Consider the following 25,112-nt stretch of genomic DNA (forward strand, 5'->3'; position numbering starts at 1 on the left):
AGCCCGTGGCGCACGACGGGTTCTTCGACTGCGCATGCCCGGTTGTGCGAAAGCCGACGGAGCTGACATCGTGTCCGGGTGTCGGTCATGCTGGGTGAGAAGAACAGGTTCGCCGTCGAAGTCGGGGATCCGGCTTCGGGGTTGCGTCGCGTGGACCTGTGGGCCGCAGGCCAGTGGTTGACCTGCGACGACAATATGGTCTTCGTCGAACAGTTCCGTGGCTCGGTGCGGGAGACCGCCGCCTCGGTGCGGTCCGGGCAGGTTCCGTCGTTGCCGTTTGCCGACCTGTCCCCTGTCGCCACTCATCACCGGTTCGGTGCCACGGCGGCCGACGCCTTGCGCGAGCGGTTCTGGTTCCTGCGGTGGGGACCGACCACCGACAATGTGCTGGCCTACGCCTTCCACGACGCCGACCAGCTGGTCGTCACGTGGCAGTTCTGGCGCGAGGCTCATTTCCTCGAGCACCCCGAGCACGAGGGTCGGGTCTTCGAGGTCGCGATCGAGACTGCCGAGTTCGTTGAAATACTCGACAGTCTCGATTCAGCTCTTCGACAATGAGGTCGGCACGGGCTGGTCAGCTGATCAGGTTGACGCTTTTCAGCCAGTCGTAGGCGACGTCGGAGGGGTCTTCGCCGTCGATGTCGATGCGGCCGTTGAGGTCTCGCATCAGGTCGTCGGTGAGGCGTTCGGAGATGGCGCCGAGCAGGTCGCGGAGTTGGGGGTACTGCTCGATGATGGCGCCGCGCACGACGGCGGTGCCACTGTAGGGGAGGAAGAACTTCTTGTCGTCGTCGAGGACGAACAGGTCGAGGTTCTTGACGCGGCCGTCGGTGGTGTAGACCATGCCGAAGTGGCAGGGGTCGGATTTGGCGGTGGCGGTGTAGACGACGCCGGCGTCCATGCGGGTCACGTTGCCCGCGGGGACACCGTTGGGGTCGTTGTAGGGGATGCCGTATTTCTCGAGCATCGGCAGGAAACCGTCGGAGCGACTGAAGAATTCGTCGTCTACGCAGAAGGTCCGCTCGGATACCGGCAGCGCGGCCACGTCCGAGAGCGACTTCACCTTCAGGTTCTGGGCCGTCGGTGTCGCCGCGGCGAAGGCGTAGGTGTCGTTGAAGTTGGCCGGGGCCATCCACTCCAGGTCGTAATCGCGCTTCTCCACATCGTGGACGCGCTGCCACAGCTCCTGCGGGTCCGCGATCGTCTCGGTCTCGCTGTGGTAGTTCACCCACCCGGTGCCGGTGTACTCCCACAGGATGTCGGCGTCCCCGTTGAGCTGGGCCTGACGCGAGGACGCCGAACCCGGCGCACCGGTCAGGTCGGTCACCGAGGCGCCCGCCGCGGCCAGATACGTCGCGGTGATCTTGCCCAGCAGCACCCCCTCGGTGAAGCTCTTGGAGGTGACCGTGAGCTTCGCCCCGTCCAGGGGTCGCTGCCCGTCGGGCAGGCTCGCGTCGTGGAAGGTGCCCGAGGAGCTCACCAACCCGCACCCGGCCAGCAGCGCGACCGTCGCGGTCAGTGCGGAGATCAGCGGGACCAGCCGTGGGTGTCTCATGAGATTCCTCGCGGGGTCGCGGCCAGTTCGACGAGTCGACCGAGCCAGTCGATGATCAATGCCAGCAGCCCCACCAGCACCGCGCCGGAGATGAGCAACTTGGGCAGGAACAGGGTGACACCGGTGGTGATCAGGGTGCCCAGGCTCGTCGCGCCGATGAACGTGCTCAGCGTCGCGGTGCCGACCAGGATCACCAGCGCGGTGCGCACCCCGTTGAGGATCACCGGCACCGCCAGCGGCAACTCCACCTGCACCAGCGTCCGCGTGGCCGAGAAGCCGATGCCGCGCGAGGCTTCGATGGTGCGCTGATCGACCTGGCGCAACCCCACGATGGTGTTCTGCAGGATCGGCAGGATCGCGTAGACGACCAAACCGACCACGGCCGTGCGGAATCCGGTGCCGAGCCAGAACGTGAACAGCACGAGCAGCCCCACCGCGGGCGCGGCCTGCCCGATATTGGCGATGTTCACCGCGACCGGCTCGAGTCGCCGCAGCGCGGGCCGGGTCAGCGCGATGCCCAACGGAATCGCCACCACGACCACGATCAGCGTGGCCACCACGGTGAGCTTGATGTGGTCGACGATCGTGTTCTGCAGGTTGGCCCAGCCGAGCGAGGCCTGTTCGGTGGCGGTGAAGGTGGCCGAGCGGTACCAGAACAGGTACCCGATGCCGATCACCGCGATGATCAGGGGTTCGAACCAGACGTCGATCGGAACCCGGCGCAATCGACTCATGCGGGCCCGACCTCGTCGTCGGCGGCGACGACCGGCGTCGGCGTGTGATCGGTGCCGTCGACATAGGTCTCGTAGGACAGATCCTCGACCGCGGCGTGGCCTTCGGCGAGCTTGGTCTGGATCACCTCGGTCACCGAGCCGATGCTCAGCGACCCGACCACGGCTCCGCGCCCGTCGGTGACCAGGGTGGCGCCCTGACTGGCGGCGAGCATGGCGTCGAGCGCGTCGTTGAGCGTCGAGGACTGGGCCACGACCGGCAGGCGCCGATCGAGGTAGTCCGAAACTTCGGGCTTGCTCGCGACCTCGCCCAGCGACGGCCACGAACGCGGCCGCCCGGCGTCGTCGACGACGACCACCCAGGTATGTTTGGCGGCCTTCGCGCGCCCGATCACCGTCTTCGAGGACTCGCCGATCCGGGCGGTCGTCACCGGGTCGACCTCCACGTCACGCACCCGCGACACCGTCAGATACGCCAGTTTCGCGCCGGATCCGACAAATTCCTCGACGAACGGCGTGGCCGGCGCGGTGAGGATCTCCTCCGGCTTGGCGTACTGCTCGACGTGGCCGCCCTCGGACAGGATGAGCACCTTGTCGCCGAGTTTGGTGGCCTCCTCGAAATCGTGGGTGACGATCACGATGGTCTTGCCGAGTTCGTGCTGGATCGCGATGAGGCTGTCCTGCAGGCGAACCCGGGTGATCGGGTCGACCGCGCCGAAGGGTTCGTCCATCAGCAGCACCGGCGGATCGGCCGCGAGCGCGCGGGCCACCCCGACGCGCTGCTGCTGCCCACCGGACATGTCCTTGGGCAGTCGATCGGCGAAGGTCTTCGGGTCGAGGCCGACCAGGTCCAGGAGGTACTCGGTGCGTTCGGCGATGCGTTTCTTGTCCCAGCCGAGCACCCGGGGGATCGCGCCGATGTTCTTGGCGACGGTCCAGTGCGGGAACAGCCCGCCGGACTGGATGACGTAGCCGATGGACTGGCGCAGTTTGTCGGGGTCCTCGCGGGTGACATCGCGGCCGCCGATGAGGATCCGGCCCTCGGTGGGTTCGATCAGGCGGTTGATCATCTTCAGCGTGGTGGTCTTGCCGCACCCGGACGGACCGACGAAGGCGACGATCTGGCCTGCCTCGATCTCGAGGTCGAGCTTGTGCACCGCCGGGGTGTCCTGGCCCTTGTAGCGCTTGACGACACCGTCGAGGGTGATGGATTCACCGGTCACATTGCGCTGCGGCGCCGCCGCGGCCGGCTGGCTGGTCACATCGGTCATCACAGTCCCTTGGCAATCGTGAGGCGTCCGAGCAGGACGAGGAGCGCGTCGAAGACCAACGCGATGGCAACAATGAGAATCGTTCCGGTGAACGCCATTTCGAGCGCGTTGGCGCCACCGAGACGGGACAGTCCGTTGAAGATCAGCGAGCCCAGCCCGGGGCCGAGCACATAGGCCACGATCGCGGCGACACCGACGATCATCTGCGTCGAGACCCGGATCCCGGTCAGAATCACCGGCCACGCGATCGGCAGTTCCACGGTCAGCAGAATCCGCCAGCGCGACAACCCGATTCCGCGCGCGGACTCCACGACCGTCGGCGGCACCGAACGCAACCCCACGATGGCGTTGCCGATCACCGGCAGCGCGGCGAAGAACGCCAGCATGATGAACGAGGGCACCACGCCGAGCCCGAACGGCACCAGCAGCAGCGCCAGCAGGGCCAGCGACGGGATCGTCAGCGCCACCCGGCTCGAGGTGAGCGTCAGCGCCGAGGCCAGCGGCAGGCGATACACCGCCACCGCGATCAGGATCGCGACCACCGTTCCGACCAGCACTGTTTGGAAGGCGAGGGAGGCGTGCTGGTAGGTGAGAAAGCTCAGCAGTTCGCCTCGCCCGCGGACGTAATTCCACAAATTCACGACATTCCCATCATCGAGCGGGGGCAGTGGGTAGCTGATCGCGGGTGAATATGCCGTCGCAGGATAGTCGACGGCGCCGGTCGGACCGGGGAGGTGCGGTTCAGGCCGCCCGCTCGAGTGGCGCGGCGTAGGGCTGCGCGTCCCCGGCGATGACGGTGCTGGTCGCGCCGTCGACGCCGACGGGTACCGGCCCGGCCAGGGTGATGCGGGTGAGCCTGCGGTGCTCGCTGCCGTCGTAGTCGTCGATGGCGTAGTGCTGGGTGGCGCGGTTGTCCCAGATGGCGACATCGCCGAGCGACCAGTCCCAGCGGGTGGTGTGCTCGAGACGGGTGACCCGATCCTGGAACAGCCGCAACAGCGCCGCGGACTCACTGCGCGAGACCCCGACGATCTCGGAGACGAAGCAGCCCAACAGCAGTGCGCGCGCACCGGTTTCGGGGTGTACCTCCACGACGGGGTGCTCGGTCTCGAAGTAGGTGGACTCGAATTCGCGACGGTAGGCGGCGTCGGAATCGGCGGTGCGGTCCTCGATCTCGGCCGCGTAGTCGTAGCGGTTGGAATGGCGCGCGCGCAGACTCTCGGCCAGTCGCTTGAGCGGTTCGGGCAGCGCGTTGTAGGCGGCCACGGTCGAGGCCCAGGTGGTCGAACCGCCGTAACTGGGCAGCGCGACCGCCCGCAGGATCGAGGCGTGGGGCACCCGGTCGACGAAGGTGACATCGGTGTGCCACACGTTCGAGCGGGTGTGCTGGGAATCGATGGCCAGGCTCTTGGCGCCCGCCGAGGTCACCGTGGGGTGCGGCGTGGTGGGGTTGCCGAGCAGCTGCGCGAACTCGTACTGCCCGTCCTCGGTGAGGTGGTGCTGATCGCGGAAGAAGATCACCTTGTGCTCGGCCAGCGCGGCCCGCACCGTGGCGACCGTGCGCGCGTCGAGCCCGCCGCCGAGCCGCACGCCCTCGATCCGGGCGCCGAGGTGGGCACCCAGCTTGACCACGCGCACTCCCGACACCGCTGCGTCACCGACAGACATACGTTGGCCTTCCCTTCGATCCCGGATGATCACACGAAACCACCCGCGACCGGCCGCGACCACCATTGAATTCAGGGTGAGCCGAACTCCCCCCGCCGCGATCGGATGTTTACGAACACCGGACTCGGGAAGACCGCAACCACCGTGGCTCCGGTGGCCACGGTCGACCAGGAGCTCCGCATGACCGCACCACTGACCTACCTCACCTTCGGCGTCGGCTGGGACCCGGCGGGCGCCACCGACGTGGCCGCCCTCTCGCGCACCGATATCGACATCGACGCCGCGGCGTTGGCCTTCGCCGGGGACGAGTTCACCGATGTCGCCTTCCACGAACAGCTCACCTCGCGGGACGGCGCGCTGCGCCACCACGGCGACAGCGTCACCGGTGACGGGGACGGCGACAACGAGGTCATCGTGGTCGATCTGAGCCTGCTCGATCCGGCGGTGACCACGATCGTCTTCCTGGTCACCAGCTATCAGGGGCAGCAACTCGGACAGGTCGCGAACGGATTCTGTCGCCTGGTCGACAATGCCGCCGGGGTCGAGGCGGTCCGACTCGAACTGTCCGCGGCGGGCCCGAGCACCGGCTTGGTCTTCGGCACACTCCAACGCCCGCAAGGTGATTGGGTCTTCACGCTGATCGGGCAGCCGATCCTGGCCCAGCACGTCGCCGACGCGGTCCCCCAGCTCGGGGTCTACCTGCGCTGAGACCTCACTCCGCGAGGCGATCGCGCGCGCGCAGCCGGGTCTCGAGCGCGTCGAAGACCTGGGTGACGTCCGCGTCGAACTCCTCGGCCGCCATGTGGATCAGCGCCGTGGTGACCAGCATGAGGGTGGTGAACACGACCGGCGCGATGGGCTCGGTGGCGTCGAGCAGCGAACGCGCGCCCATCGGGCCGCTGCTGTGCCAGGCCTCGAGCAGCGCGAGCGCGCCCTGCAGGTAGATCGGCGGATCCGGGCGGGCGCTCAGCGTGGGAATCGCCCGATCCGCGGCCCGGTGCAGCAGCTCGGTCGCCTCGGCCGCGCCCGGACTCATCGAATCCATCGCGCAACAGGCCAGGCGCAGCACCCCGTGCAGGTGCGCGGGGGTGTAGCGCGCGGCGTCGGGGATCCGATCCCACGGCAGGCGAAGCACCCGCAGCAGATCGGCGCTGATCGCGGCCGGTGAGGGCGCGGTGATCGGGGCCGCACCGCGGGCGTGGTCGACCCCGAGCGCGATCTCGAGCCCGATCGCCGAGGCCATGAGACTGCCACGGCCACACCGGGGTTCGCGCGGATGGCGACGTTCCTCGGCCAGCAGCCACCCGACGGTCTGCGCGTCGGCGGTGCGCAGCAACTCCGCGTCGGCCTGCCAGCCGTTGGTGGTGTCACAGCGCGACAGCGCGCACACCACATCGGCCATCACGTGATTGCCGGTGACCAGCGTCGGCTGATGACTCGGCCGCCGCGACACCACCGACAACCCGTCGAGCCGCGCCGACGGGGACACATACGACATCGCGGTGAGCGCCGCCGCGGCGGTGCGCGCGGCGGTGACCGCGTCGGCGGCGTTGGTGCGCAGCAGCGCGCGATGGATCGAATCCGCCAGCGGCGCGACCCCGAACTCGGCGTAGTGCAGCAGCAGCCAGGCCAGCGGCATCTCCCCCAGCACCGGGGCGAGTCGTTCGTTGAGTTCGTAGAGCAGCGCGGCGGACTGCTGCGGTTGGCGCGAGCGGGGCGCCTCGCCGGTGAGGTCGCGCCATTCCAGCAGGGCCAGGTAATTCGGTAACAACAAGCTATCGACCAGTTCACTCGCCTGGGCGATGACGAACTCGAAGTCCAACTCCGACATCGACCCCGGCGGCACACTGTGCTCGACCGGGGTGCCGTCGAACGGGTCGATCCGCGATTCCCCCAGCGCCAGTTCGAACAGCAGTTCCGCGTGTCCGAGCCGGCCCACGACGCGTCCCACGAACGGCACCGCGCCACCGTCCTCGACCGTGGTCGCCGCACCGAGCAGGCAATTCACCATGGCCCCTTCGGCTTTGGCGAACGAGCAGAAGCGGCGCAGGCGTCGGTGGGCGGAGTCGGCGTTGTCGAATCCGGTGCGCACGATCTGTTCGGCGACCGTCACGATGGCCGCGTCCACCACATACTCGGGTCGACCCTGCGACTCGGCCGAGGTCGGCGAAGGTCCTGCGAAGAAGAGTTGATCACTGAACGCGTCGCTCATTCGATGCCGCCTCACCACAACCTCCACTCGGATGCGTGCCGTGCCCCTGTAGAGCTTTCCAGCAAACTGTCCGCAAGTCGCGGTTCACACCTTCACAAGGCGGTAACAGCATGGAACACCCCGCCGACGCGCGACCAGGCGAAATGTCGCCGAAATCGCCTGTCTGATAACTTTCTGCCCGATATCGGGCACGTATGTTGGTGAAATCGCGGCCGGGAGGCAAGATCGTCCGAGTGAATGACGGGGTACCCACCGAGCTGGTCCGCTATGTCGTGGCCTCCACCGGTCTGCCCGAGCGAGTGGCGGCGCGCGTCGTCGCCGATGTGGTCGGCTATTTCGACGAGACGGCCGAGCAGTTCGTGCGCCGCCGCCATGCCGAGCTGCAGGCGCGCGAGCTGCGCAACGCCGAGATCTGGCAGCGGCTCGACGCCGAACTCGCCCAGCGTCCGGTCGCGGCGCCGACATTCACCGAACGGCAACTGCGTCGCATCGTGTACGGATAAATCGACTACGGGTAAGGGGTTCACGCCATGTGTGGAATCGTCGGATACATCGGGCATCGCCAGGCGGTGCCCGTGCTGCTGGAAGGGCTGCAACAGCTCGAGTACCGCGGCTACGACTCGGCCGGTCTGGCCCTGCCCCATCGCGGCAAGCTGCGCGTGGTCAAGACCAAGGGTCGCGTGCAGCAGTTGCGCGACCGGGTCGACGCCGCGCCGGTCCGCGGCACCGTCGGCATCGCCCACACCCGCTGGGCCACCCACGGTGAACCCAGCGACACCAACGCCCACCCGCACACCGACACCAGCGGTCGCATCGCGGTCGTGCACAACGGCATCGTCGAGAACGCCGAGCAACTACGCGCGGAACTGACCGAGCTGGGCGTGACACTGGTCTCCGAGACCGACACCGAGGTGATCGCGCACCTGGTGGCCCGCGAACTCGACGCCACCGAGTCGCTCGAGGACGCCGTGCGCCTGGCGTTGCACCGCATCCGCGGCACCTACGGCCTGCTGGTGCTCGACGCGCGCCGTCCCGCCGAGTTGGTGGTGGCCCGCAACGGCAGCCCCATCGTGCTCGGCGTCGGCGACGGCGAGATGTTCGTCGCCTCCGATGTCGCGGCGCTGGTCCACCACACCCAGCGCGTGGTGTTCCTCGACGACGGCGAGCTGGCCACCGTGCGCGACGGCGAATTCCGTACCAGCACACTGTCTCCCGACCACGAGCAGACCGACAAGACCCCGACCACCATCGACATGGTGGCCGAGGACTACGCCCTGGGCGGCTTCCCCGATTTCATGCGCAAGGAGATCGCCGAGCAGAGCGACGCGGTGCGCCGGGCCCTGCGCGGCCGCCTCGACGACCGCTTCGCCACCGCGCATCTGGGCGGGCTGAACATGGACGCGCGCGAACTGCGCAGCATCAGCAAGGTCGTGTTCCTGGGCTGCGGTTCGGCCTACTACGCCGGCCAGCTGGGCGCCCAGGTGGTCGAGGAACTGGCCCGCATCCCCGCCACCGCCGAACCCGCCTCGGAGTTCCGCTACCGCAATCCGGTGGTCGATCCCGACGCGCTCTACGTCGCGATCAGCCAGTCCGGCGAAACCCTCGACACCCTGGCCGCGGTGCAGGAACTGCAGCGCAAGGGCGGGCGGGTCATCGGCGCGGTGAACGCCGTCGGCAGCGCGATCGCGCGCCAGTGCGGTGCGGGTGTGTTCCTGCACGCGGGCCCGGAGATCTCGGTCGCCTCCACCAAGGCGCTGACCAATATGACGGTCTCGTTCACCATGCTGGCGCTGCTGCTGGGTCGCGTGCGCGACCTGTCCGCGGCCGACGGCAATCGGATCGTCGACGGTCTGCGCGCGCTGCCCGACGCCATCGACGAGGTCATCGCCGACGAGGACGCGATCGCCGAGATCGCCCACCGCTACGCCAAGGCCCGCAGCATGTTCTTCATCGGCCGGGTCCGGGCGTGGCCGGTGGCGCGCGAGGGGGCGCAGAAGCTCAAGGAAGTGTCCTATGTGCACGCCGAGGCGTATCAGGCCTCCGAGCTCAAGCACGGGCCGCTGGCCCTGATCGATCCGGAGATGCCGAGCGTGGTGCTGGTGCCCGACGACGAGCTGCTGTCGAAGAACATCAGCACGATCGAGCAGATCAAAGCCCGCGGCGGTCCGGTCATCGCGGTCACCAACGCCGATCTGCCCGACAATGTCGCCGACGAGGTGATCCGGGTGCCTCGGGTCTCGCCCGAACTCGACCCGATGCTGCTGACCATTCCGCTGCAGCTGCTGGCCTACCACACCGCGATGGCGCTGGGCCGCGACGTGGACAAGCCGCGCAACCTCGCCAAGAGCGTCACGGTGGAGTAGCTGGCAGGATCGTCGGCGTGACTACCGCGAATCTGAGCCGTTCCGAGACCGCCGCACGTTCGGCGGCGGTCACCGTCGGCGACTACCGGGTGGAGCTCGACCTGTCCGGGGCGCCGGATCAGCGGCGTGCGGGCTTCCCCACGACGACCACCGTCGAGTTCACCGCCGCGACGGACCGGACCTGGCTGGATTTCCTCGGCCTGTCGGTCGAGTCGGTGACGGTGAACGGGGTCGAGGTCGAGGTCGACTACGACGGGGCGCGGATCGGCCTGAGCGGGTTGGCGGCGTCGAATGTGGTGGTGGTGCGGGGCACCGGTGCGTACAGCCGCTCGGGTGAGGGGCTGCACCGGTTCCTCGACCCGGTCGACGGCGCGACCTACCTCTACACCCAGTACGAACCGGCGGACGCGCGGCGGGTGTTCGCCTGCTTCGAGCAGCCGGATATGAAGGCGCCGTTCACCTTCACGGTGACCGCGCCGGCCGGCTGGGAGGTGCTGTCGAACCGCCCCGCCGCCGTGACCGAGGCCGACGGGGCGAACCAGCGCGTCGAGTTCTCCCCCACCCTGCCGATCTCGACCTACATCACCGTGATCGCGGCGGGCCCGTACCACCGGGTCGAATCCGTCTGGGCGCGAGGCGAACTCACCATCCCCCTCGGTGTCTACTGCCGCGCCTCGCTGGCGCGGTACCTCGACGCCGACACCGTGCTCGAGGTGACGAAGCAGGGCCTGGACTTCTTCGCCGAGCAGTTCGACTACCCCTACCCGTGGGGCAAGTACGACCAGATCTTCGTGCCCGAATACAACCTGGGCGCGATGGAGAATCCCGGCCTGGTCACCTTCACCGAGGCGTACGTCTTCCGCGGGGCCGCCACCGCCGCCCAGTACGAGGGCCGCGCGAACACCATCCTGCACGAGATGGCGCACATGTGGTTCGGCGATCTGGTCACCATGGTCTGGTGGGACGACCTGTGGCTCAAGGAATCCTTCGCCGACTACATGGGCGCGCTGGCCAGTGCCGAGGCCACCGAGTGGACCGACGCGTGGGTGGCCTTCGCCAACCGACGCAAGGCGTGGGCGTATCTGCAGGATCAGTTGCCGACCACGCACCCGATCGTCGCCGATATCACCGATCTCGAGGCCGCCAAACTCAATTTCGACGGCATCACCTATGCCAAGGGCGCCAGCGTGCTCAAGCAATTGGTCGCCTATGTGGGTCGGGCGGAATTCTTCACCGGGGTGCGCCGCTATTTCCGCGCGCACGCGTTCGGCAATACGACCCTGGCCGATCTGCTCACGGAATTGTCGGCCGATTCCGGGCGGGATCTCGCCGACTGGGCGCGGGCGTGGTTGCAGACGACCGGGGTGTCGACCCTGACGCTGACCGACGGTGAGATCGTCCAGACCGATCCGCGGCCGCACCGACTCGCGGTGGGCCTCTACGACTTCGATTCCGCCGGTGACCTGGTCCTGCGCGAGCGCACCGAACTCGACATCGCCGACGAACGCACCCCCGTGACCCTCGCCCCCGCCGCGCTGCGCCTGCTCAACGACGGCGATCTCACCTACGCGAAGGTGCGCCTGGACCCCGATTCCCTTGCCACCGTGGAGACCTCGCTGGACCGGGTCACCGATCCGCTGGCGCGCGGGCTGATCTGGTCGGCCCTGTGGAACGCGGTGCGCGACGGCGAACTCGCCGCCGACCGCTACCTGCGGATGGCCCGCGCTTTCGCTCCCGCCGAGACGAACATGGCCCTGCTCACCGCGGTCCTGGCCAACGCCGCCTTCACCATCGGCCACTACCTGCCGGCCCCCGCGCGCGACACCTGGCGCGCCGACTGGCTCGAATCCTGCTGGACCACACTGCATTCCGCTGAACCAGGTTCGGGTGCGCAACTGGCGTGGGCGCGCGCGAGCGCCGCGGCGGCCTCGGTCGACGGTCACCGCGCCGACGATATCCGCGCACTGCTGGCCGGCAAGACACCGGCGGGCTTGGCGCTGGACCCGGATCTGCGATGGTCGCTGTGGACCGCGCTGGCGGCCACCGGGCACGCGAGCGCCGCCGACCTGGCCGCCCCGCTCGAGCACGACGACACCGCCTCGGGCCGCACCGCGCACCTGCGCGCACTCGCCGCCCGCCCGCAACCGCAGGTCAAAGCCGAGGCGTGGGACGCGGCGCTGGGCGACACGACCCTGTCCAACGACCACCTCGACGCGATCATCGACGGTTTCCGCGCGGGTGGGCGCCGCGATCTGATCGAACGCTACGACGACGCCTACTTCGCCGCGCTGCGCGCGGTCTGGGAACAGCGCAGCATCGAGATCGCGCGCCGCATCGTGGTGGGCCTGTTCCCCGCCGCGAACACCCTCGACGCGGTGGACCGGTGGCTCGCGGCCAATCCGGAAGCACCGCGGGCCCTGCTGCGACTGGTGATCGAACAGCGCGATCATCTCGCGCGAGACCTGCGGGTACGCGCCCGGATTTAGGTATTCCCTTTTCTCGGCGGGCCAAACATAAAACGGGATAATTCGCGCGCTGTCAATCCCTGTCGACCGATAACAGTTTAATAACCCTCGCGGTGGTCAACTCTACTGACATGACCAACTCACGTAATCGGGCACCGAGTACGCCGAGCATGGATCTGACCAGCACCACCATCATGTTGGCCACCTGCGTGTTCTTCCTCGTCGGCCTGACGGCCCTGACCGGATCGCTGCCCGCGGCGATCGTCGGTGCCGTCGGCTTGGCGCTGGCCATGATGACGACGCTGAAAATGCTCGGCCCGCACCAACTCTAGGTTCACTGCGCCGCACCGGTAGACCTCCGAAGGCTCAGGAGCTGATCCGCATGTCCCACACCACCGACCACCGGACCTACGAACACGCCGAACCCCTCTTCGCCCACTGGGCGCTGACCGATCCCCGCGGCCCCGAGCACGAGACCGTGCGCGCCCGGATCATCGAGGTCTGCCTGCCGTTGGCCGAACACATCGCCCGCAAGTACTCCGGGCGCGGCGAACCCTTCGACGACCTGCTCCAGACCGCCCGCCTCGGGCTGGTCATGGCGGTCGACCGCTACGACGTGACCACCGGTTCGCCCTTCCTCGGGTTCGCCGTCCCCACCATCATGGGCGAGGTGCGCAGGCACTTCCGCGACCACCTGTGGCCGCTGCACGTGCCGCGCCGCGAGAAGGAACTGCAGGGCAGGGTCCGGGCGAGTACCGAGGCACTGAGTCGGCAGCTCCATCGCGCGCCCACCGCGCACGAGATCGCCGCCGCGCTCGCGGTGCCGGTCACCGATGTCGCGCGAACCCTGGTCGCGGCCAACGCCTTCCAGACCCGCAGCCTCGACACCCCCGCCCGCGACGCCAACGGCGATCCCGGCATGACCGTCGCCGAGACCGTCGGCGCCGAAGACCCGCATTTCCGGCTCACCGAGGAGACGGTCACCATGGCGCCCCTGCTGGCGCGCCTGTCGGCCCAGGACCAGCAGTTGCTGATCTGGCGCTTCTACGACACCCTCACCCAGGGCGAGATCGCGCAACGCCTCGGCGTCTCCCAGATGAGCGTGTCGCGCAAACTCGCCACCCTGCTCGGCGGGCTGCGCGCCGACGCCGACGCCGAGCCCGTTTCGGTCGCCTGAGAAAACCCACCATTGACTCGAGGGGCGCCGACCTGCACTGTTGACGGAAGTACTTCGCGTGTCGTGGCGGTGGCCACCGGAGCGGGAAGGTGTGGCGATGACAACATACGGCCGACGTCGACGTGACCGGGAGATCCGTGAAGTGCGCGAGATCCGCGCCAGACCACGCCACCAATTCGCGCAATTCTTTCTCTCGGTGCTGATGCTGGTCTGGTTCGGCTCCGGGCTCATCGCCGCCGTGCAGCGCGACCACTTCACCAGCGCACCCGTCAACTGCGGCGCCTGGGGCACGATCGGCCTCACGGTGCTGGCGGGCCCGCTCAACTACCTCGGCGTCAACCCCAAGGTCTCCGAATGCCAATTCCCCGAACCGAGTCGATGACGCGCGCTGCGTAGGCTGGTGCGGGCCAGCGCAGCCCGAGCACCGAGGAGACTCCCCCCATGTGGCCGACCGAGTGGCCCGCACCCGCCCGCGCGATCGCGAGCGGCGTCGACTCCGCCGTCACCGCGGCGCACGCGGCCGATCCCGCCGGATTCACCGACGCGACAGCCGATCTCGCCGACCTGCCCGCGGATCAACTCACCACGGTGCTGTCGGCGATCATCCGCGAACTGCTCGAGACCGCGCACCCCGACGGCCTCACCGGCGACGACGTACGCGCGGTACTGGCAGCCGTGGTGCGGCGTTCGGCGGCCTGGCTGCCCACCGTCGACCCGGGCGCGATCATCACCGCCCTCACCGGCGCGCTCGGCATCGACGAGGCCGAGGACCCCGATCGCGCGCCGTCGAACCCGCGACCCGCGGCGATCCTGCTGATCGAGTACCTCGCCGATCTCACCGACACCCCGCCGGATCAGTGCGTCCGGCGCGCCATCGCCGAGATCGCGCGCGGGGAGACCATCGAAATGCCGTGAGCGCCGGGCGCGTTCGCGGTCAGTCCGGGCGACGACGCTGATGCGCGGTGAGCAGCAGGTGGTCGAAACGGGTGCGACAGCCCGGCACCTGCGGGTCCAGCGAGCGGACATCCTCGACGATCTGCGCGGCGATCTCGCGCAGCTTGACGTTGGATTCCTGGGAACGCCACTGCAAGACCTTGAACGCCTGGTCGGCGCTGATCCCGTACATCAGGATCAGCGCGCCCTTGGCCTGTTCGATCTCCGCGCGCGCCTCGAGCAGTTCGGGCACGGTGTCGTCGAGGGTGTCGCGGCGCTCCTCGGCGAGGCGGTCGGTGACATCGATGTAGTGCCCGGTCGTGCCGATCACGGTGTCCTCGTCGTCGACCATGTGGTCACCGACGATGATCACCTCGCGGGTGGCGCCCGAGGTGTCCACGATCCGGTGCCGCCCGCACACCGGGTCACCGGCGTCGAGCGCGGCGGTGAGCGCCGACTCCAGGTCCTGCTGGTCCTCGGGGTGGCGGTGCGAGAGCAACAGCTCGGTCGTCGGCTCGACCTCGCCCGGCGCGTACCCGTACATCGCGGCGAGGTCGTCGGACCACTCCCACCGCTGATCGGCGAACCAGAACCGGAACGACCCCACATCCGAGCACTCTTGCGCGCCGATCACCGTATTGATCACGGCGACGGCTTCGGGCACTGGTCGGTCGATCGAACTCACGATAAGCAGTATCGCTCACCGGTCCGACAGGTCGCGCACAACCAGGGGAACTTCTGCCCCGGCCGCAGGTCAGGGGTGCTGCGGAGGTGCGGGCCACCCGGTCGGCGGCGGAGCACCGGGACCCTCCGGTCGACCGGGCCCACCCGGGCCGAAGGAACCACCCGATCCACCGGGATCACCCTGACCGCCGGGACCGTACGGTCCACCGAATCCACCCTGTCCGCCGGGGCCACCCGGCCCGCCATAGCCGCCTCGGCCGACACCAGCGGGACCGCCGGGTCCGACATAGCCACCGGGACCACCGGAACCACCAGGTCCGAAGGGCGCACCGAACCCGCTCTCGCCACCCGGACCGACGGGCCCACCGAATCCGGGACCACCGGGCCCACCCGGACCGCGCGTGAGCTTGCGCCGCGCCCGACTGCGCCGGATAACCGCCGTGAGCAGGATCGCCAACCCCACGAACACACTGATCAAGCCGATGGCCAGCGCGATCAGCACCGTGCCCACGATCGAGGAGCCCAGGCTGTGGCCGACCGCCACGGTGATGTTGGGGCCACCCTCGGTGTCGAGGGTGTACACCCCGCTCTCGTCGACCCGGAAGGTGAAGATCGCGCGGCCTTCGTGCCCGCCGAGTCCGTAGGTCTGGCGGGAGCTGTAGTCCTCGATCAGCACTTCCTCGCCGGCGGGATCGGTGAGGGCGACCCACACCGATTCGGGGGTGCCCGCCGAGGAGGCGCCGGGATATTCGAAGTAGATGGTGTAGTCACCGGCGTCGAGGTCGAGTTCGCCCGAACCCGGCACCTCGACACGCTGGAAGCTGTCGATGTCGCCGCTCATCCTGACGAACCCGGTGACGCCGACCGCGACGGCGCTGATCACGCCGAGCACGATCACCAGGGCGCCGACCACGATCCACCAGCCCGAGGGCCGGACCGGGGCTTGTGGAGTGTGCTGGACCATGACGCGCCTCCTGTGACGGCCGCACCCGCATCGGGGATGTGACTGGCCAGGGCCAATTTACCCCCTCGCGCGCCGTTTCTCAGGGCGTCGCGGCGGGCTCCCGACGACGTGTCGTGTCGTAGGCGGTGAACGCCGCCGCGGCCAGGATCATGATCGCCGAGACCAGCAATGCCACGTCGAGTCCGTGGTGGAAGGCCGCCTTGCCCGCGTTGAGTACCTCCGAGACCTTCGACAGGTACTTCAGGTACGGCCCGATATCCACGCCCTCGGGGATCTTGCCCAACTCCACGGCCTGGATCGCGTCGGGTTGCAGCGAGGTCGGCAGGCCGAGTTCGTCCATGCGCGCCTTCAGATCCGCCGAGAGGAACCCGCTCACCAGGGCCCCGAGCACCGCGACCCCGAACGCCGAACCGACCTGGCGCATCGTATTGGTCACCGCGGCAGCCATTCCCGAGTGTTCGGCGGGCACCCCGGACAGCACCGCCGAGGTCAACGGCACCACCGCGATGCCGAAACCGAACCCGGCGACCGCCATCGCGGTGGCCAGGGACGGATCGTGAATGGTGCCCGAGAGCATGTGCCGGGTCGCCAGGATGCCGCCCGCGCCGATCACACAGCCGAGGATCATCGGCATCCGCGCCCCGCGCCGGGCCACCCAGTACCCGGCCACCAGCGAGCCGATCACGATCGTGGCCGCCATCGGCGCGAACACCCAGGCGGTGCGCGCGCCCGTATAGGACTGCATCACCTGCAGATACAGGGCGGTGAAGAAGAAGATGGAGAAGATGCCGAAGTACACGGCGAAGGCCACCACCAGCGCGCTGCGCACGATCGGCAGCCGCAGATAGCGGAAATTCAGCATGGGCGCGCGGGCTCGTCGTTCGACGGCGACGAAGGCCACCAGCGCCAACACCCCGACTCCGAACAGCACCACCACCGCGGGCGCGGTATAGCCGAGGTCCTGGCCCAGCGTCGCCGCGTAGATCACCGACCCGAACGCGATCGCGCCGAGCAGCGCACCGGCCCAGTCGATCCGCCCGGATTGCGGGTCGGCGCTCTCGGGCACCGACCACAGCGCCGCGATCAACGCCACCGCCGCGATCACCAGGTTGAACCAGAAGATCGAGCGCCACCCGTACAGGTGCACGAGCACCCCGCCCAGCACCGGCCCGGCCGCGAGCGCCAGGCCCGAGACCGCCGCCCACACGCCGACCGCTTTCGCACGAGTCTTGTTGTCCGGGAAGATGTGTCGCAGCACCGACAGCGTGCCGGGTTCCGAGGCCGCCGCGCCCAGACCCATCACGGCCCGACCCACCACGAGCATCGCGACACTGCTCGCCAACGCCGAGATCACCGACCCCGCGCAGAAGATCACCAGCCCGGCGATCATCACCCGCTTGCGCCCCCACCGGTCCCCCAGCGACCCGCCGGCCAACATCAGGCCGGCGAAGACCACGGTGTAGGAGTTGACCACCCACTGCAACATCGTCACGTCGGCGCTCAGATCACGCCGGATGTCCCCCAGCGCCACACTCACCACGGTGGTGTCGAGGAAGGTCACGAACACCACGACAGCTACTGCGGTCAGCGCGACACCGGGTCGCGCCGTTCCGCTCGGCGCTTTGCCCATCGGTCTCACGGGCACAGGCTACTGGCGAGTTCGTCGCAGTACCAGACACACCGGCGCCCCGGTGGCCGTGACGACCACCGGGGCGCGGCGACGACGATCAGTCGCGGAACGCGTCCTTGACCTTCTCGCCCGCGTCCTTCAGGTTCGCCTTGGACTGATCGGCGCGCCCCTCGTGCTCGAGGTAGCGGTCATCGGTCGACTTGCCGGCGGCCTCCTTGGCCTTGCCGACCAGCTCTTCGGCCTTGTGCTTCGCCTTGTCCGCGAGACTCATGATTGCGTTCCTTCCAGCCAGATCACTCGACCACCGGGGTGGTCGCGGGCCGTCCGTAGGACCCATCTACGACCTACCCCGGTCTCGCGGGGGCAATCAGCGCGTCCGAGAGTTCTTCTCGTGTTCGCATTTCCCACAACGTCTTTCGCGCGTGTCCCCGCGTCGAGGGAGGCGCGGCGCACCGGTGGCCCTTCTCGGTTCGCCAGCGCGCGACACCGCGTGTGCCAGACTGGGCAGATGAGCGATGCCGGTGCGGGCAGCTACGTCGAACAGGGTGAGTTCCGTCGGGATACGAACTACATCACCACGCGGATCACCGCCGACGGGAGCGAGGGATATCCGGTCGAGCCGGGACGGTATCGGCTCGTCGCGGCGCGGGCCTGTCCGTGGGCCAATCGCACGCTGATCGTGCGGCGACTGCTCGGGTTGGAGCCGGTGCTGTCGGTGGGACTGTGCGGGCCCACCCACGACAAGCTCAGTTGGACTTTCGATCTGGATCCGGGCGGGGTCGATCCGGTGCTCGGCATCCACCGGCTGCGCGACGCGTACCTGGCCCGGTTCCCCGACTATCCGCGCGGCATCACCGTGCCCGCGCTCGTCGAGATCGGCACCGGGCAGGTGGTCACCAACGACTACGCGCAGATGACCCTCGACTTCTCCACCGAGTGGGCCGCCTACCACCGCGCGGGTGCGCCCGATCTGTACCCCGAGGCGCGTCGCGACGAGATCGACGAGCTCAATCGCGAGGTCTTCCGCGAGGTCAACAACGGCGTCTACCGCTGCGGTTTCGCCGGTTCCCAGGACGCCTACGACGCCGCCTACACCCGCCTGTTCACCGCGCTGGACCGGCTCAGCGAGCGGCTGAGCACCCAGCGCTACCTCGTCGGCGACACCATCACCGAAGCCGACGTGCGCCTGTTCACCACCCTGGCCCGCTTCGACCCCGTCTACCACGGCCACTTCAAGTGCAACCGCAGCAAACTCAGCGAGATGCCGGTCCTGTGGGCCTACGCCCGCGACCTGTTCCACACCCCCGGCTTCGGCGACACCATCGACTTCGCCCAGATCAAAGAGCACTACTACGCCGTCCACCGCGACATCAACCCCACCGCCATCATCCCCGACGGCCCCGACCTGTCCAACTGGCTCACCCCCCACCACCGAGACCAACTCGGCGGCCGCCCCTTCGGCGAAGGCACCCCACCGCCGCCCCCACACCCGGCCGAACGCGTCCCCCCGATCGCGTGAGTCCTGCTCACCGACGAAGTCCGCCGGCCGAATTCAGCGGTGGCCGCGGGCTCGTTCGAGGGTGACGGTGACGGGGCGGCCGTCGAGGGTGGGGTCGTAGGGGGCGGAGTCGATGCTGATGTGGTCGGTGGTGACCTTGAGAACCTGCCAGCCGAGGCCGGTTTCGTCGATCGGGTCCGGCACCGTCGAGACCGAGCTGACCTGCACGCGCATGCCCTGTTTGTCGGCGGCGAACTCGCAGCGGATCAGGGTGTCGGGGACCGCGTGCTGCATCAGGCAGGTCGCGATCTCGTCGAGGGCCACCCGCAGATCGGTGACCTCGTCCATCGAGAAGCCGGCGACCATCGCGGCGGTCTCGGCGACCGCGCGCAACATCAGCAGCTGACTGATCTCGGCCTTGACGTCCATGCCGAGCGTGGTCGTGCGGACGTGGCGTTGCGCCATGGATCTGTCCGGCGGGTTGTTCAACGTGGCTCCCCTCGAGGTGGTTCGAACGCGGCGGGCGACACCACCGATCGTGCCTCAATGGTGCGGCACGAGTGTTTCGACCTTTTGACGACCCCGCCGGACCACGATTGACCACCGCGAACGCGGGCATCCGAAAATTGGGGGTTTACCGTCTCGTGATCGGGGCAACTCTGCCATCAGTGAGGTCCACACCTCTCCGACTCACCGACCCCACCGGTGAGAACAGTCGAAGGCCAGGAGCTGCACCGATGATCCAGACCACCACCAGCCGTCTTCTCGACGAGCCGACCGTGACCTACGACCGCCCCGAGTCGCTGTTCGTCCACTGGTCGCTGACCGCGCCCGGTTCCGCCGAGCACGCCGCCCTGCGCGCGAAGATCATCGCCACCTGCCTGCCGCTGGCCGAGAACATCGCGCGCCGCTTCGCCAACCGCGGCGAGGTCTTCGAGGACCTGTTGCAGACCGCCCGCGTCGGCCTGGTGATCGCGGTGGACCGCTACGACGTCTCCCACGGCGCCCCGTTCCTCGGTTTCGCGGTCCCCACCGTGATGGGCGAGGTCCGCAGGCACTTCCGCGACCGCACCTGGGCCCTGCACGTGCCGCGCCGCGACAAGGAGCTCTACGCCCAGATCCGCGGCGCCACCGAGAAACTCACCCGCCAGCTCGACCGGTCCCCCACCGCCTACGAGCTCGCCGCCGAACTCGACGTCGAGATCACCGACATCACCCGCGCCATGTCGGTGGCCGAGGCCCACAACACCCGCAGCATCGACACCCCCCTCGCCGATGCCGAAGGCGGCGCGGGCATGTCGATCGCCGACAGCATCGGCGACGAGGACCCGTCCTTCGCACTCGCCGAGGACGTGATCACGGTCGCGCCGCTGCTCGCGCAACTGTCCGAGGAAGACCGCCAGCTGCTGGTGTGGCGGTTCTACGACTCGCTCACCCAGTCCGATATCGCCGCGCGCCTCGGCAGTTCGCAGATGAGCGTCTCGCGCAAGCTCACCCGCATCCTGGGCCGCCTGCGCGCCCAGACCCTCGACGAGCGCGAACACCAGGCGGCCTGAACCGCCCACTGCTCCCACCCGAACCAGGTGCGCCGCCGGGCGCGCCTGGTTCGCGCGTTCTCACCCGCGCGCGATCAGCATCTCCACGACGGTGCCCGCCTCGGAACTGGTCACCGCGAACTCGGTACTGAGATCGCGCATGAGGCCCATGCCGCGCCCGCGCGAATGCTCCCCGCTGGTATCCGGTGTCGCCCACCGTCCCCGATCGGTCACCACGACCCGCACCTGGTCCCCGAGCAGCGCCACGGCCAACCGCACCGGACCGCCGTCGCCACGGTGGCCGTGTTCGACGGCGTTGGTACACGCCTCACCGGCGGCCAGCACGATGTCGTAGGCCTGATCCGGGTGCACTCCGGCCTGGGCCAGCCACGCGCTCAGCGCGCGCCGAACCTGGGCCAACCGACCGGCCTCGGCCGGGAAGTCGACATGGAGCGCGGGGGCGACGGTGGTGTCGGGCCGAAGAGGATGCGTCATCGCGTGCAGCCTCCTTCTCGTTCTCGACGTCGATCAACCCTCCCCCTGGCTGTACCCATCGAGTCGTCTTCTACGCCGAACGACGGCGTGACGTCGGTCCTCGCCCCGAGCACGGTGGTGGTCGTCACCGAGGGTACCGCGCGGCCGCCTCGAGTTGGTTTGAGGCTCAACTCGATAGGGTAGGTTTGCTTCGGAAACATGCTCGCTATTCGTCATTTCGGCGAAGCTAGAGGCAAGAGGTGAAAAGTGACCGTCGAAGACAGGTTTCGCGACCTCGACGTGCAGGTCAGCGCACAGGACGGCTTCGAGATCCTCACCGTGCGCGGCGAGGTCGACATGGCCTCGGCGCCCGCGTTGCAGGCCGCGCTGGAAAAGGCCCGCCAGGGCGGTAAGACGCTCGTGGTCGACATGACCCAGGTCGGTTTCCTGGGTTCGGCGGGTCTGAGCGCCCTGCTGATCGTGTCCAAGTCCGCCCCCGATCAGCTGCGGGTGGTCGCCTCCCACGAGGTGGCGCGACCGATCGAACTGACCGGCTTGGACAAGCTGCTGGCCGTGTACGACACCCTCGCCGCGGCGATCTCCGCCGAGGCGAGGGACAACGTGTCCTAGGTCCGCGCTCGCGGCTCCCGCACCCGCGGGAGCCGCACGACCTGCACGAAGAACTCATCGATCTGCCGGATGGCGGCGATGAACTGGTCCAGATCCACCGGCTTGGTCACATACGCGTTCGCGTGCAGTTTGTAGCTGCGCAGAATGTCCTCTTCCGCCGCGGAGGTGGTGAGCACGACCACCGGGATCAGTGACAGCTCCGGATCGGCTTTGATCCGTTCGAGCACCTGCCTGCCGTCGTATTTGGGCAGGTTCAGATCCAGCAGAATCAGATCGGGGCGAGGCGCCTCGGTGTGCTCGCCGTTGCGGTAGAGGAAGTCCAGGGCCTCCTGGCCGTCCCGGACGACGTGCAGGGTGTTGCCGATCTTGTTGTCCTCGAACGCTTCTCGCGTCATCAGTTCGTCGCCGGGATCGTCCTCGACGAGCAGGATGTCGATCGGCTGGCCGGGATCGGTCACGAGATGTCCTCTTTCTGGAGCGCGGGAACTACGGGAACGCTGGGCACGTGGGCGCGCAGGGTGAAGCTCAGGCGGGTGCCGTCGCGATAGTCGGTGTCGATCCAGATCCGGCCGCCGTGGAATTCGACGATCTTCTTGCACACGGCCAATCCGATGCCGGTCCCACCGTAGGCGTCGCGCGGGTGCAGCCGCTGGAAGATCACGAACACCTTGTCGGCGAATTCGGGCGCGACGCCGATGCCGTTGTCCGACACCGAGATCTGCCACTCGTCCGGGTCGGCCGGATTCGCCACGCAGGAGATATCGATCACCGGGGGCACGCCGGGGGTGCGGAATTTGATCGCGTTGCCGATCAGGTTCTGCCACAGCATCGTCAGCAGCGTCGGTTCCCCGATGAGCTCGGGCAGGTGCGCGGGGCGTTCGATCACCGCCCCGGACTCCTCGATGCCGGTCGAGAGCGCCACCAGCGCGTCGTCGAGGCAGTGCCCGAGCTCGACGGTCTCGCTGCCGTCGGACATGCGCCCCACCCGGGAGAAGGTGAGCAGATCGTTGATCAGCACCTGCATCCGCTTGGCGCCGTCGACGGCGAAGTCGATGTACTGCTTGCCGCGGTCGTCGAGTTGATCGCCGTAGCGTTTGTCGAGCAGCTGGCAGAACGAGGCCACCTTGCGCAGCGGTTCCTGCAGGTCGTGGGAGGCGACGTAGGCGAACTGCTCGAGTTCGGCGTTGGATCGGCGCAGTTCCTCCGCCTGCACGGCGAGGTCCTGTTTCTGCTGGTGCAGCAGTGTCTCCTGCACGCGCGAGGAGTCGAGTTCGGACACGATCCGGTGGCGCATGTTCTCCACCGACGAGCACACCAGCGCCACATCGGAGGGTCCGGTCGACTCGATGTGATAGTCGAACTCGCCCGCCGCGACCCGGCGCGAGGACTCGGTGAGATAGCCCAGCGGGCGCACCACCAGCCGGCGCACCAGCACGGTGAGCAGCGCGCCGGTCAGCAGGAACGCGACGACGGTCCCGAACAGGACCGCGTTGCGGGTGGCGCGCGCGGAGGCCACCTCGGCATTGCCGTTCTCGACCGCTTGCGCGAGCGCGGCGTTCTGGGTGGCGAATTCGGACCGCAACCGGTCGAACAGCGCCTTGCCGCGCTTGGCGGTGGCGTCGTCGATCTCGGTGCCGACCCCGACCACCACCGAATCGGCCAGCGGGCCGACGTATTCGGTGCGCCAGCGTTGCGCGGTCTGTTCGATCGCGGCGAGGTCGTCGAGTAGATCGGGCCGGTCGGACAGCAGCTCGCGCAGGTGTTCGGCGGCGGCGGCCTCGTCCTTGCGGCCCTGGTCGAACGGGACGAAGAACTGCGGGTCGCCGGTGATGGCGTAGCCGCGGAAACCGGTTTCCTGGTTCACCAGCGCGCCCTGCAGCTGGTAGGCGGCGGTGGCGGCGGGCAGGGTGGTGGTGATCAGCCGGTCGGTGATCTGGTTGGTGTGCGCGATCACCCGGCCACCGGCCGCGGCGCCGACGATCACCGCCAGGATCATCAGCGCGAAGACGAGCTGGAACCAGCTCTGCGCGGTCAGCCGGCCGACCACGGACGAGGACTTCGATGGTGCGTTCATAGCTGTGTCCGCCTCGCGTTCTCGCGCCACCGCACCGAGAGCACAGCGACGTCGTCATCCAATCCGCCTGCGGCCGAAGACAATTCCTCCACGCGCGCGATCAGCGCGTCGACGAAGGCTTCGGGTTGTTCGGCCCGGAGGCCACGGGCCACCTCGAGCAGCCCGTTCTCGCCGAGCCGCTCGCTGCCCTGCCCGATCCGGCCCTCGAACAGGCCGTCGGTGAACAGCACCAGCCCGGTGTCGGGGTCGAGGCCGAGTTCGTGCGCGGGCCAGCGCGCTCGACCGGGAATGAAACCGAGGGCGGGCCCACCGGGCACCTCCACCCAGCTCAGTTCGGTGGGCCCGTGCGCCAGCATGCCCGGATGTCCGGCGCGGCGCACCAGCACCACCCCGGCGGCGGGGTCGAACACCAGGCTCGTCGCGGTGGCGAAGGTCTGCTCGTCGTCGCGTTCGGCGACGAGGACCTCCTCGAGCAGGTCGAGTTGCCTGGCGCCGGTGACCCCGCTCAGGACCAGGGTGCGCCAGGCCAGGCGCAGCGCGACCCCGGTGGCGGCGGCGTCGGGGCCGTGGCCGGAGACGTCGCCGATGATGGCGTGGACCAGCCCGGTCGGGTCCTGGACCACGTCGTAGAAGTCGCCGCCGAGCAGCGAGTGATCGCGGCCGGGACGGTAGCGCGAGACCACGTCGACGGCGCGGTCGGCGCCGAGCAGCGGTGTCGGCAGCAGGCCGCGTTCGAGGCGGGCGTTCTCCTGGGCCCGCATCTGACTGGCCTGCAGGTCGGCGCTGGTGCGTTCGGCCTGCTTGCGTTGGATCGCGTAGCGGATCGCGCGCCCGAACAGGTGCGGGTCGACATGGCCCTTGACCAGGTAGTCCTGCGCGCCCGAGGCCAGCGCCGCCAGCCCGGTGCGTTCCTGATCCAGGCCGGTCATCACCACGACGGCGACCTGGTCGTTGATCCCGCGCACGCGGGCCAGCGCCTCGAGGCCGTGGGCGTCGGGCAGGTGCAGGTCCAGCAGCACGCAGTCGGGGATCTCGGTGCGCAGCCGTTGGCTGACCTCGGCCAGGGTGCGCACCCAGTCCAGGCGCGGACGCGGCGAGAGATCGGCGACCAGTTCTTCTACCAGCAGCGCGTCACCCGGGTCGTCCTCGACGAGCAGGATGTGGGGTGGGCGTTGCGATGCGGTCCCGGTCACCGGCCCCACCCCCATGCGGACAGCACAAATCCCACGGTGTGCACCAAAGCCTCCG

At 68.7% G+C, this 25,112-nt stretch carries 27 protein-coding genes; 12 read left to right on the forward strand and 15 right to left on the reverse strand.

Going from position 1 to position 25,112, the window contains the following annotated elements; genetic code table 11:
• The first annotated feature begins 78 nt into the window (after positions 1-78).
• Positions 79-558: a hypothetical protein gene (locus tag ACFP3H_RS05010; protein WP_378600267.1), complete on the forward strand. Its 480-nt coding sequence runs from the start codon at positions 79-81 to the stop codon at positions 556-558.
• A gap of 16 nt (positions 559-574) precedes the next feature.
• Here the strand turns inward: ACFP3H_RS05010 and ACFP3H_RS05015 are convergent, their stop codons facing one another.
• The 5 genes from ACFP3H_RS05015 to ACFP3H_RS05035 form a co-directional block, all read right to left on the reverse strand.
• On the reverse strand, positions 575-1,555 hold the full coding sequence (locus ACFP3H_RS05015; RefSeq protein WP_378600270.1) for a glycine betaine ABC transporter substrate-binding protein: 981 nt from the start codon (positions 1,553-1,555) through the stop codon (positions 575-577).
• Entirely contained in the window at positions 1,552-2,289 is a 738-nt protein-coding gene (locus tag ACFP3H_RS05020) for an ABC transporter permease (protein ID WP_378600272.1), read from the reverse strand. Before ACFP3H_RS05020 ends, ACFP3H_RS05015 begins: the two co-directional genes overlap by 4 nt.
• Positions 2,286-3,557, reverse strand: coding sequence for an ATP-binding cassette domain-containing protein (locus tag ACFP3H_RS05025; RefSeq protein WP_378600274.1), 1,272 nt, complete (start codon positions 3,555-3,557; stop codon positions 2,286-2,288). The genes ACFP3H_RS05020 and ACFP3H_RS05025 overlap by 4 nt, the downstream gene beginning before the upstream one ends.
• Complete coding sequence (locus ACFP3H_RS05030) at positions 3,557-4,198, reverse strand: ABC transporter permease (protein WP_378600278.1); 642 nt, start codon at positions 4,196-4,198, stop codon at positions 3,557-3,559. Before ACFP3H_RS05030 ends, ACFP3H_RS05025 begins: the two co-directional genes overlap by 1 nt.
• Positions 4,199-4,298: 100 nt before the next feature.
• Entirely contained in the window at positions 4,299-5,225 is a 927-nt protein-coding gene (locus ACFP3H_RS05035; protein ID WP_378600281.1) for a TauD/TfdA dioxygenase family protein, read from the reverse strand.
• Between the two features lie 180 nt (positions 5,226-5,405).
• On the opposite strand from ACFP3H_RS05035, the gene ACFP3H_RS05040 reads away from it, so the two are divergent.
• Positions 5,406-5,933 carry a TerD family protein gene (locus ACFP3H_RS05040; RefSeq protein ID WP_378600283.1) on the forward strand — a complete coding sequence of 176 codons (528 nt, stop codon included), beginning with the start codon at positions 5,406-5,408 and terminating at the stop codon, positions 5,931-5,933.
• Positions 5,934-5,937: 4 nt separating this feature from the next.
• Here ACFP3H_RS05040 and ACFP3H_RS05045 read toward each other — a convergent pair whose 3' ends face one another.
• Entirely contained in the window at positions 5,938-7,437 is a 1,500-nt protein-coding gene (locus ACFP3H_RS05045; RefSeq protein ID WP_378600286.1) for a hypothetical protein, read from the reverse strand.
• 233 nt (positions 7,438-7,670) lie between these two features.
• On the opposite strand from ACFP3H_RS05045, the gene ACFP3H_RS05050 reads away from it, so the two are divergent.
• From ACFP3H_RS05050 to ACFP3H_RS05080, 7 genes are all read left to right on the forward strand, one after another.
• Positions 7,671-7,940, forward strand: coding sequence for a hypothetical protein (locus ACFP3H_RS05050; protein WP_378600288.1), 270 nt, complete (start codon positions 7,671-7,673; stop codon positions 7,938-7,940).
• Positions 7,941-7,967: 27 nt separating this feature from the next.
• Positions 7,968-9,800 (forward strand): glutamine--fructose-6-phosphate transaminase (isomerizing), encoded by a 1,833-nt coding sequence (gene glmS / locus ACFP3H_RS05055; RefSeq protein WP_378600291.1) that lies wholly within the window; start codon positions 7,968-7,970, stop codon positions 9,798-9,800.
• A 17-nt stretch (positions 9,801-9,817) separates the two neighbouring features.
• Positions 9,818-12,286: an aminopeptidase N gene (pepN, locus tag ACFP3H_RS05060; protein WP_378600293.1), complete on the forward strand. Its 2,469-nt coding sequence runs from the start codon at positions 9,818-9,820 to the stop codon at positions 12,284-12,286.
• 110 nt (positions 12,287-12,396) lie between these two features.
• Positions 12,397-12,597: a hypothetical protein gene (locus ACFP3H_RS05065; RefSeq protein ID WP_378600295.1), complete on the forward strand. Its 201-nt coding sequence runs from the start codon at positions 12,397-12,399 to the stop codon at positions 12,595-12,597.
• Between the two features lie 50 nt (positions 12,598-12,647).
• Positions 12,648-13,442: a SigB/SigF/SigG family RNA polymerase sigma factor gene (locus ACFP3H_RS05070; RefSeq protein ID WP_378600297.1), complete on the forward strand. Its 795-nt coding sequence runs from the start codon at positions 12,648-12,650 to the stop codon at positions 13,440-13,442.
• Positions 13,443-13,539: 97 nt separating this feature from the next.
• Positions 13,540-13,824, forward strand: a complete 285-nt coding sequence (locus tag ACFP3H_RS05075; RefSeq protein ID WP_378600299.1) for a hypothetical protein — start codon at positions 13,540-13,542, stop codon at positions 13,822-13,824.
• A gap of 59 nt (positions 13,825-13,883) precedes the next feature.
• Positions 13,884-14,357 carry a hypothetical protein gene (locus tag ACFP3H_RS05080; RefSeq protein WP_378600301.1) on the forward strand — a complete coding sequence of 158 codons (474 nt, stop codon included), beginning with the start codon at positions 13,884-13,886 and terminating at the stop codon, positions 14,355-14,357.
• 19 nt (positions 14,358-14,376) lie between these two features.
• On the opposite strand, the gene ACFP3H_RS05085 is transcribed toward ACFP3H_RS05080, so the two are convergent.
• The 4 genes from ACFP3H_RS05085 to ACFP3H_RS05100 all read right to left on the reverse strand — a co-directional run bounded on the left by ACFP3H_RS05085 (position 14,377) and on the right by ACFP3H_RS05100 (position 17,924).
• Positions 14,377-15,060 carry a PAS and ANTAR domain-containing protein gene (locus ACFP3H_RS05085; RefSeq protein ID WP_378600303.1) on the reverse strand — a complete coding sequence of 228 codons (684 nt, stop codon included), beginning with the start codon at positions 15,058-15,060 and terminating at the stop codon, positions 14,377-14,379.
• 69 nt (positions 15,061-15,129) lie between these two features.
• On the reverse strand, positions 15,130-16,023 hold the full coding sequence (locus ACFP3H_RS05090; protein WP_378600305.1) for a hypothetical protein: 894 nt from the start codon (positions 16,021-16,023) through the stop codon (positions 15,130-15,132).
• A 79-nt stretch (positions 16,024-16,102) separates the two neighbouring features.
• Complete coding sequence (locus tag ACFP3H_RS05095; RefSeq protein WP_378601587.1) at positions 16,103-17,653, reverse strand: MFS transporter; 1,551 nt, start codon at positions 17,651-17,653, stop codon at positions 16,103-16,105.
• Between the two features lie 97 nt (positions 17,654-17,750).
• Complete coding sequence (locus tag ACFP3H_RS05100) at positions 17,751-17,924, reverse strand: CsbD family protein (RefSeq protein ID WP_378600307.1); 174 nt, start codon at positions 17,922-17,924, stop codon at positions 17,751-17,753.
• Positions 17,925-18,161: 237 nt separating this feature from the next.
• Between ACFP3H_RS05100 and ACFP3H_RS05105 the strand changes: the two genes are divergently transcribed.
• Positions 18,162-19,172: a glutathione S-transferase family protein gene (locus tag ACFP3H_RS05105; protein ID WP_378600309.1), complete on the forward strand. Its 1,011-nt coding sequence runs from the start codon at positions 18,162-18,164 to the stop codon at positions 19,170-19,172.
• A gap of 33 nt (positions 19,173-19,205) precedes the next feature.
• Here ACFP3H_RS05105 and ACFP3H_RS05110 read toward each other — a convergent pair whose 3' ends face one another.
• Positions 19,206-19,640, reverse strand: coding sequence for an ATP-binding protein (locus ACFP3H_RS05110; protein ID WP_378600311.1), 435 nt, complete (start codon positions 19,638-19,640; stop codon positions 19,206-19,208).
• A gap of 248 nt (positions 19,641-19,888) precedes the next feature.
• Here ACFP3H_RS05110 and ACFP3H_RS05115 point away from each other — a divergent pair, with 248 nt between their 5' ends.
• Positions 19,889-20,707 carry a SigB/SigF/SigG family RNA polymerase sigma factor gene (locus tag ACFP3H_RS05115; RefSeq protein WP_378600313.1) on the forward strand — a complete coding sequence of 273 codons (819 nt, stop codon included), beginning with the start codon at positions 19,889-19,891 and terminating at the stop codon, positions 20,705-20,707.
• A gap of 60 nt (positions 20,708-20,767) precedes the next feature.
• On the opposite strand, the gene ACFP3H_RS05120 is transcribed toward ACFP3H_RS05115, so the two are convergent.
• Positions 20,768-21,181 (reverse strand): ATP-binding protein, encoded by a 414-nt coding sequence (locus tag ACFP3H_RS05120; protein ID WP_378600316.1) that lies wholly within the window; start codon positions 21,179-21,181, stop codon positions 20,768-20,770.
• 246 nt (positions 21,182-21,427) lie between these two features.
• Here ACFP3H_RS05120 and ACFP3H_RS05125 point away from each other — a divergent pair, with 246 nt between their 5' ends.
• Positions 21,428-21,790, forward strand: a complete 363-nt coding sequence (locus ACFP3H_RS05125; RefSeq protein ID WP_378600319.1) for an STAS domain-containing protein — start codon at positions 21,428-21,430, stop codon at positions 21,788-21,790.
• Here ACFP3H_RS05125 and ACFP3H_RS05130 read toward each other — a convergent pair.
• Genes ACFP3H_RS05130 through ACFP3H_RS05140 form a run of 3 tightly spaced genes read right to left on the reverse strand, consistent with a single transcriptional unit; the run spans position 21,787 to position 25,072 of the window.
• Positions 21,787-22,248: a response regulator gene (locus tag ACFP3H_RS05130; protein WP_378600321.1), complete on the reverse strand. Its 462-nt coding sequence runs from the start codon at positions 22,246-22,248 to the stop codon at positions 21,787-21,789. The two genes, ACFP3H_RS05125 and ACFP3H_RS05130, sit on opposite strands and share 4 nt — an antisense overlap.
• Positions 22,245-23,864, reverse strand: a complete 1,620-nt coding sequence (locus tag ACFP3H_RS05135; RefSeq protein WP_378600324.1) for a sensor histidine kinase — start codon at positions 23,862-23,864, stop codon at positions 22,245-22,247. The genes ACFP3H_RS05130 and ACFP3H_RS05135 overlap by 4 nt, the downstream gene beginning before the upstream one ends.
• Positions 23,861-25,072: a PP2C family protein-serine/threonine phosphatase gene (locus tag ACFP3H_RS05140; protein ID WP_378600327.1), complete on the reverse strand. Its 1,212-nt coding sequence runs from the start codon at positions 25,070-25,072 to the stop codon at positions 23,861-23,863. Before ACFP3H_RS05140 ends, ACFP3H_RS05135 begins: the two co-directional genes overlap by 4 nt.
• Positions 25,073-25,112 lie beyond the last annotated feature (40 nt).

This window comes from Nocardia lasii (assembly GCF_042658545.1).
Lineage (GTDB): Bacteria > Actinomycetota > Actinomycetes > Mycobacteriales > Mycobacteriaceae > Nocardia > Nocardia lasii.

What these genes read in the sequence shown, in the direction of transcription:
- ACFP3H_RS05015 (WP_378600270.1), bottom strand. Translation starts at nt 1,555, where the DNA reads ATGAGACACCCACGGCTGGTCCCGCTGATCTCCGCACTGACCGCGACG.
- ACFP3H_RS05020 (WP_378600272.1), bottom strand. Translation starts at nt 2,289, where the DNA reads ATGAGTCGATTGCGCCGGGTTCCGATCGACGTCTGGTTCGAACCCCTG.
- ACFP3H_RS05025 (WP_378600274.1), bottom strand. Translation starts at nt 3,557, where the DNA reads ATGACCGATGTGACCAGCCAGCCGGCCGCGGCGGCGCCGCAGCGCAAT.
- ACFP3H_RS05035 (WP_378600281.1), bottom strand. Translation starts at nt 5,225, where the DNA reads ATGTCTGTCGGTGACGCAGCGGTGTCGGGAGTGCGCGTGGTCAAGCTG.
- ACFP3H_RS05040 (WP_378600283.1), top strand. Translation starts at nt 5,406, where the DNA reads ATGACCGCACCACTGACCTACCTCACCTTCGGCGTCGGCTGGGACCCG.
- ACFP3H_RS05045 (WP_378600286.1), bottom strand. Translation starts at nt 7,437, where the DNA reads ATGAGCGACGCGTTCAGTGATCAACTCTTCTTCGCAGGACCTTCGCCG.
- glmS (WP_378600291.1), top strand. Translation starts at nt 7,968, where the DNA reads ATGTGTGGAATCGTCGGATACATCGGGCATCGCCAGGCGGTGCCCGTG.
- ACFP3H_RS05065 (WP_378600295.1), top strand. Translation starts at nt 12,397, where the DNA reads ATGACCAACTCACGTAATCGGGCACCGAGTACGCCGAGCATGGATCTG.
- ACFP3H_RS05070 (WP_378600297.1), top strand. Translation starts at nt 12,648, where the DNA reads ATGTCCCACACCACCGACCACCGGACCTACGAACACGCCGAACCCCTC.
- ACFP3H_RS05075 (WP_378600299.1), top strand. Translation starts at nt 13,540, where the DNA reads ATGACAACATACGGCCGACGTCGACGTGACCGGGAGATCCGTGAAGTG.
- ACFP3H_RS05080 (WP_378600301.1), top strand. Translation starts at nt 13,884, where the DNA reads ATGTGGCCGACCGAGTGGCCCGCACCCGCCCGCGCGATCGCGAGCGGC.
- ACFP3H_RS05090 (WP_378600305.1), bottom strand. Translation starts at nt 16,023, where the DNA reads ATGGTCCAGCACACTCCACAAGCCCCGGTCCGGCCCTCGGGCTGGTGG.
- ACFP3H_RS05095 (WP_378601587.1), bottom strand. Translation starts at nt 17,653, where the DNA reads ATGGGCAAAGCGCCGAGCGGAACGGCGCGACCCGGTGTCGCGCTGACC.
- ACFP3H_RS05100 (WP_378600307.1), bottom strand. Translation starts at nt 17,924, where the DNA reads ATGAGTCTCGCGGACAAGGCGAAGCACAAGGCCGAAGAGCTGGTCGGC.
- ACFP3H_RS05105 (WP_378600309.1), top strand. Translation starts at nt 18,162, where the DNA reads ATGAGCGATGCCGGTGCGGGCAGCTACGTCGAACAGGGTGAGTTCCGT.
- ACFP3H_RS05115 (WP_378600313.1), top strand. Translation starts at nt 19,889, where the DNA reads ATGATCCAGACCACCACCAGCCGTCTTCTCGACGAGCCGACCGTGACC.
- ACFP3H_RS05120 (WP_378600316.1), bottom strand. Translation starts at nt 21,181, where the DNA reads ATGACGCATCCTCTTCGGCCCGACACCACCGTCGCCCCCGCGCTCCAT.
- ACFP3H_RS05135 (WP_378600324.1), bottom strand. Translation starts at nt 23,864, where the DNA reads ATGAACGCACCATCGAAGTCCTCGTCCGTGGTCGGCCGGCTGACCGCG.
- ACFP3H_RS05140 (WP_378600327.1), bottom strand. Translation starts at nt 25,072, where the DNA reads ATGGGGGTGGGGCCGGTGACCGGGACCGCATCGCAACGCCCACCCCAC.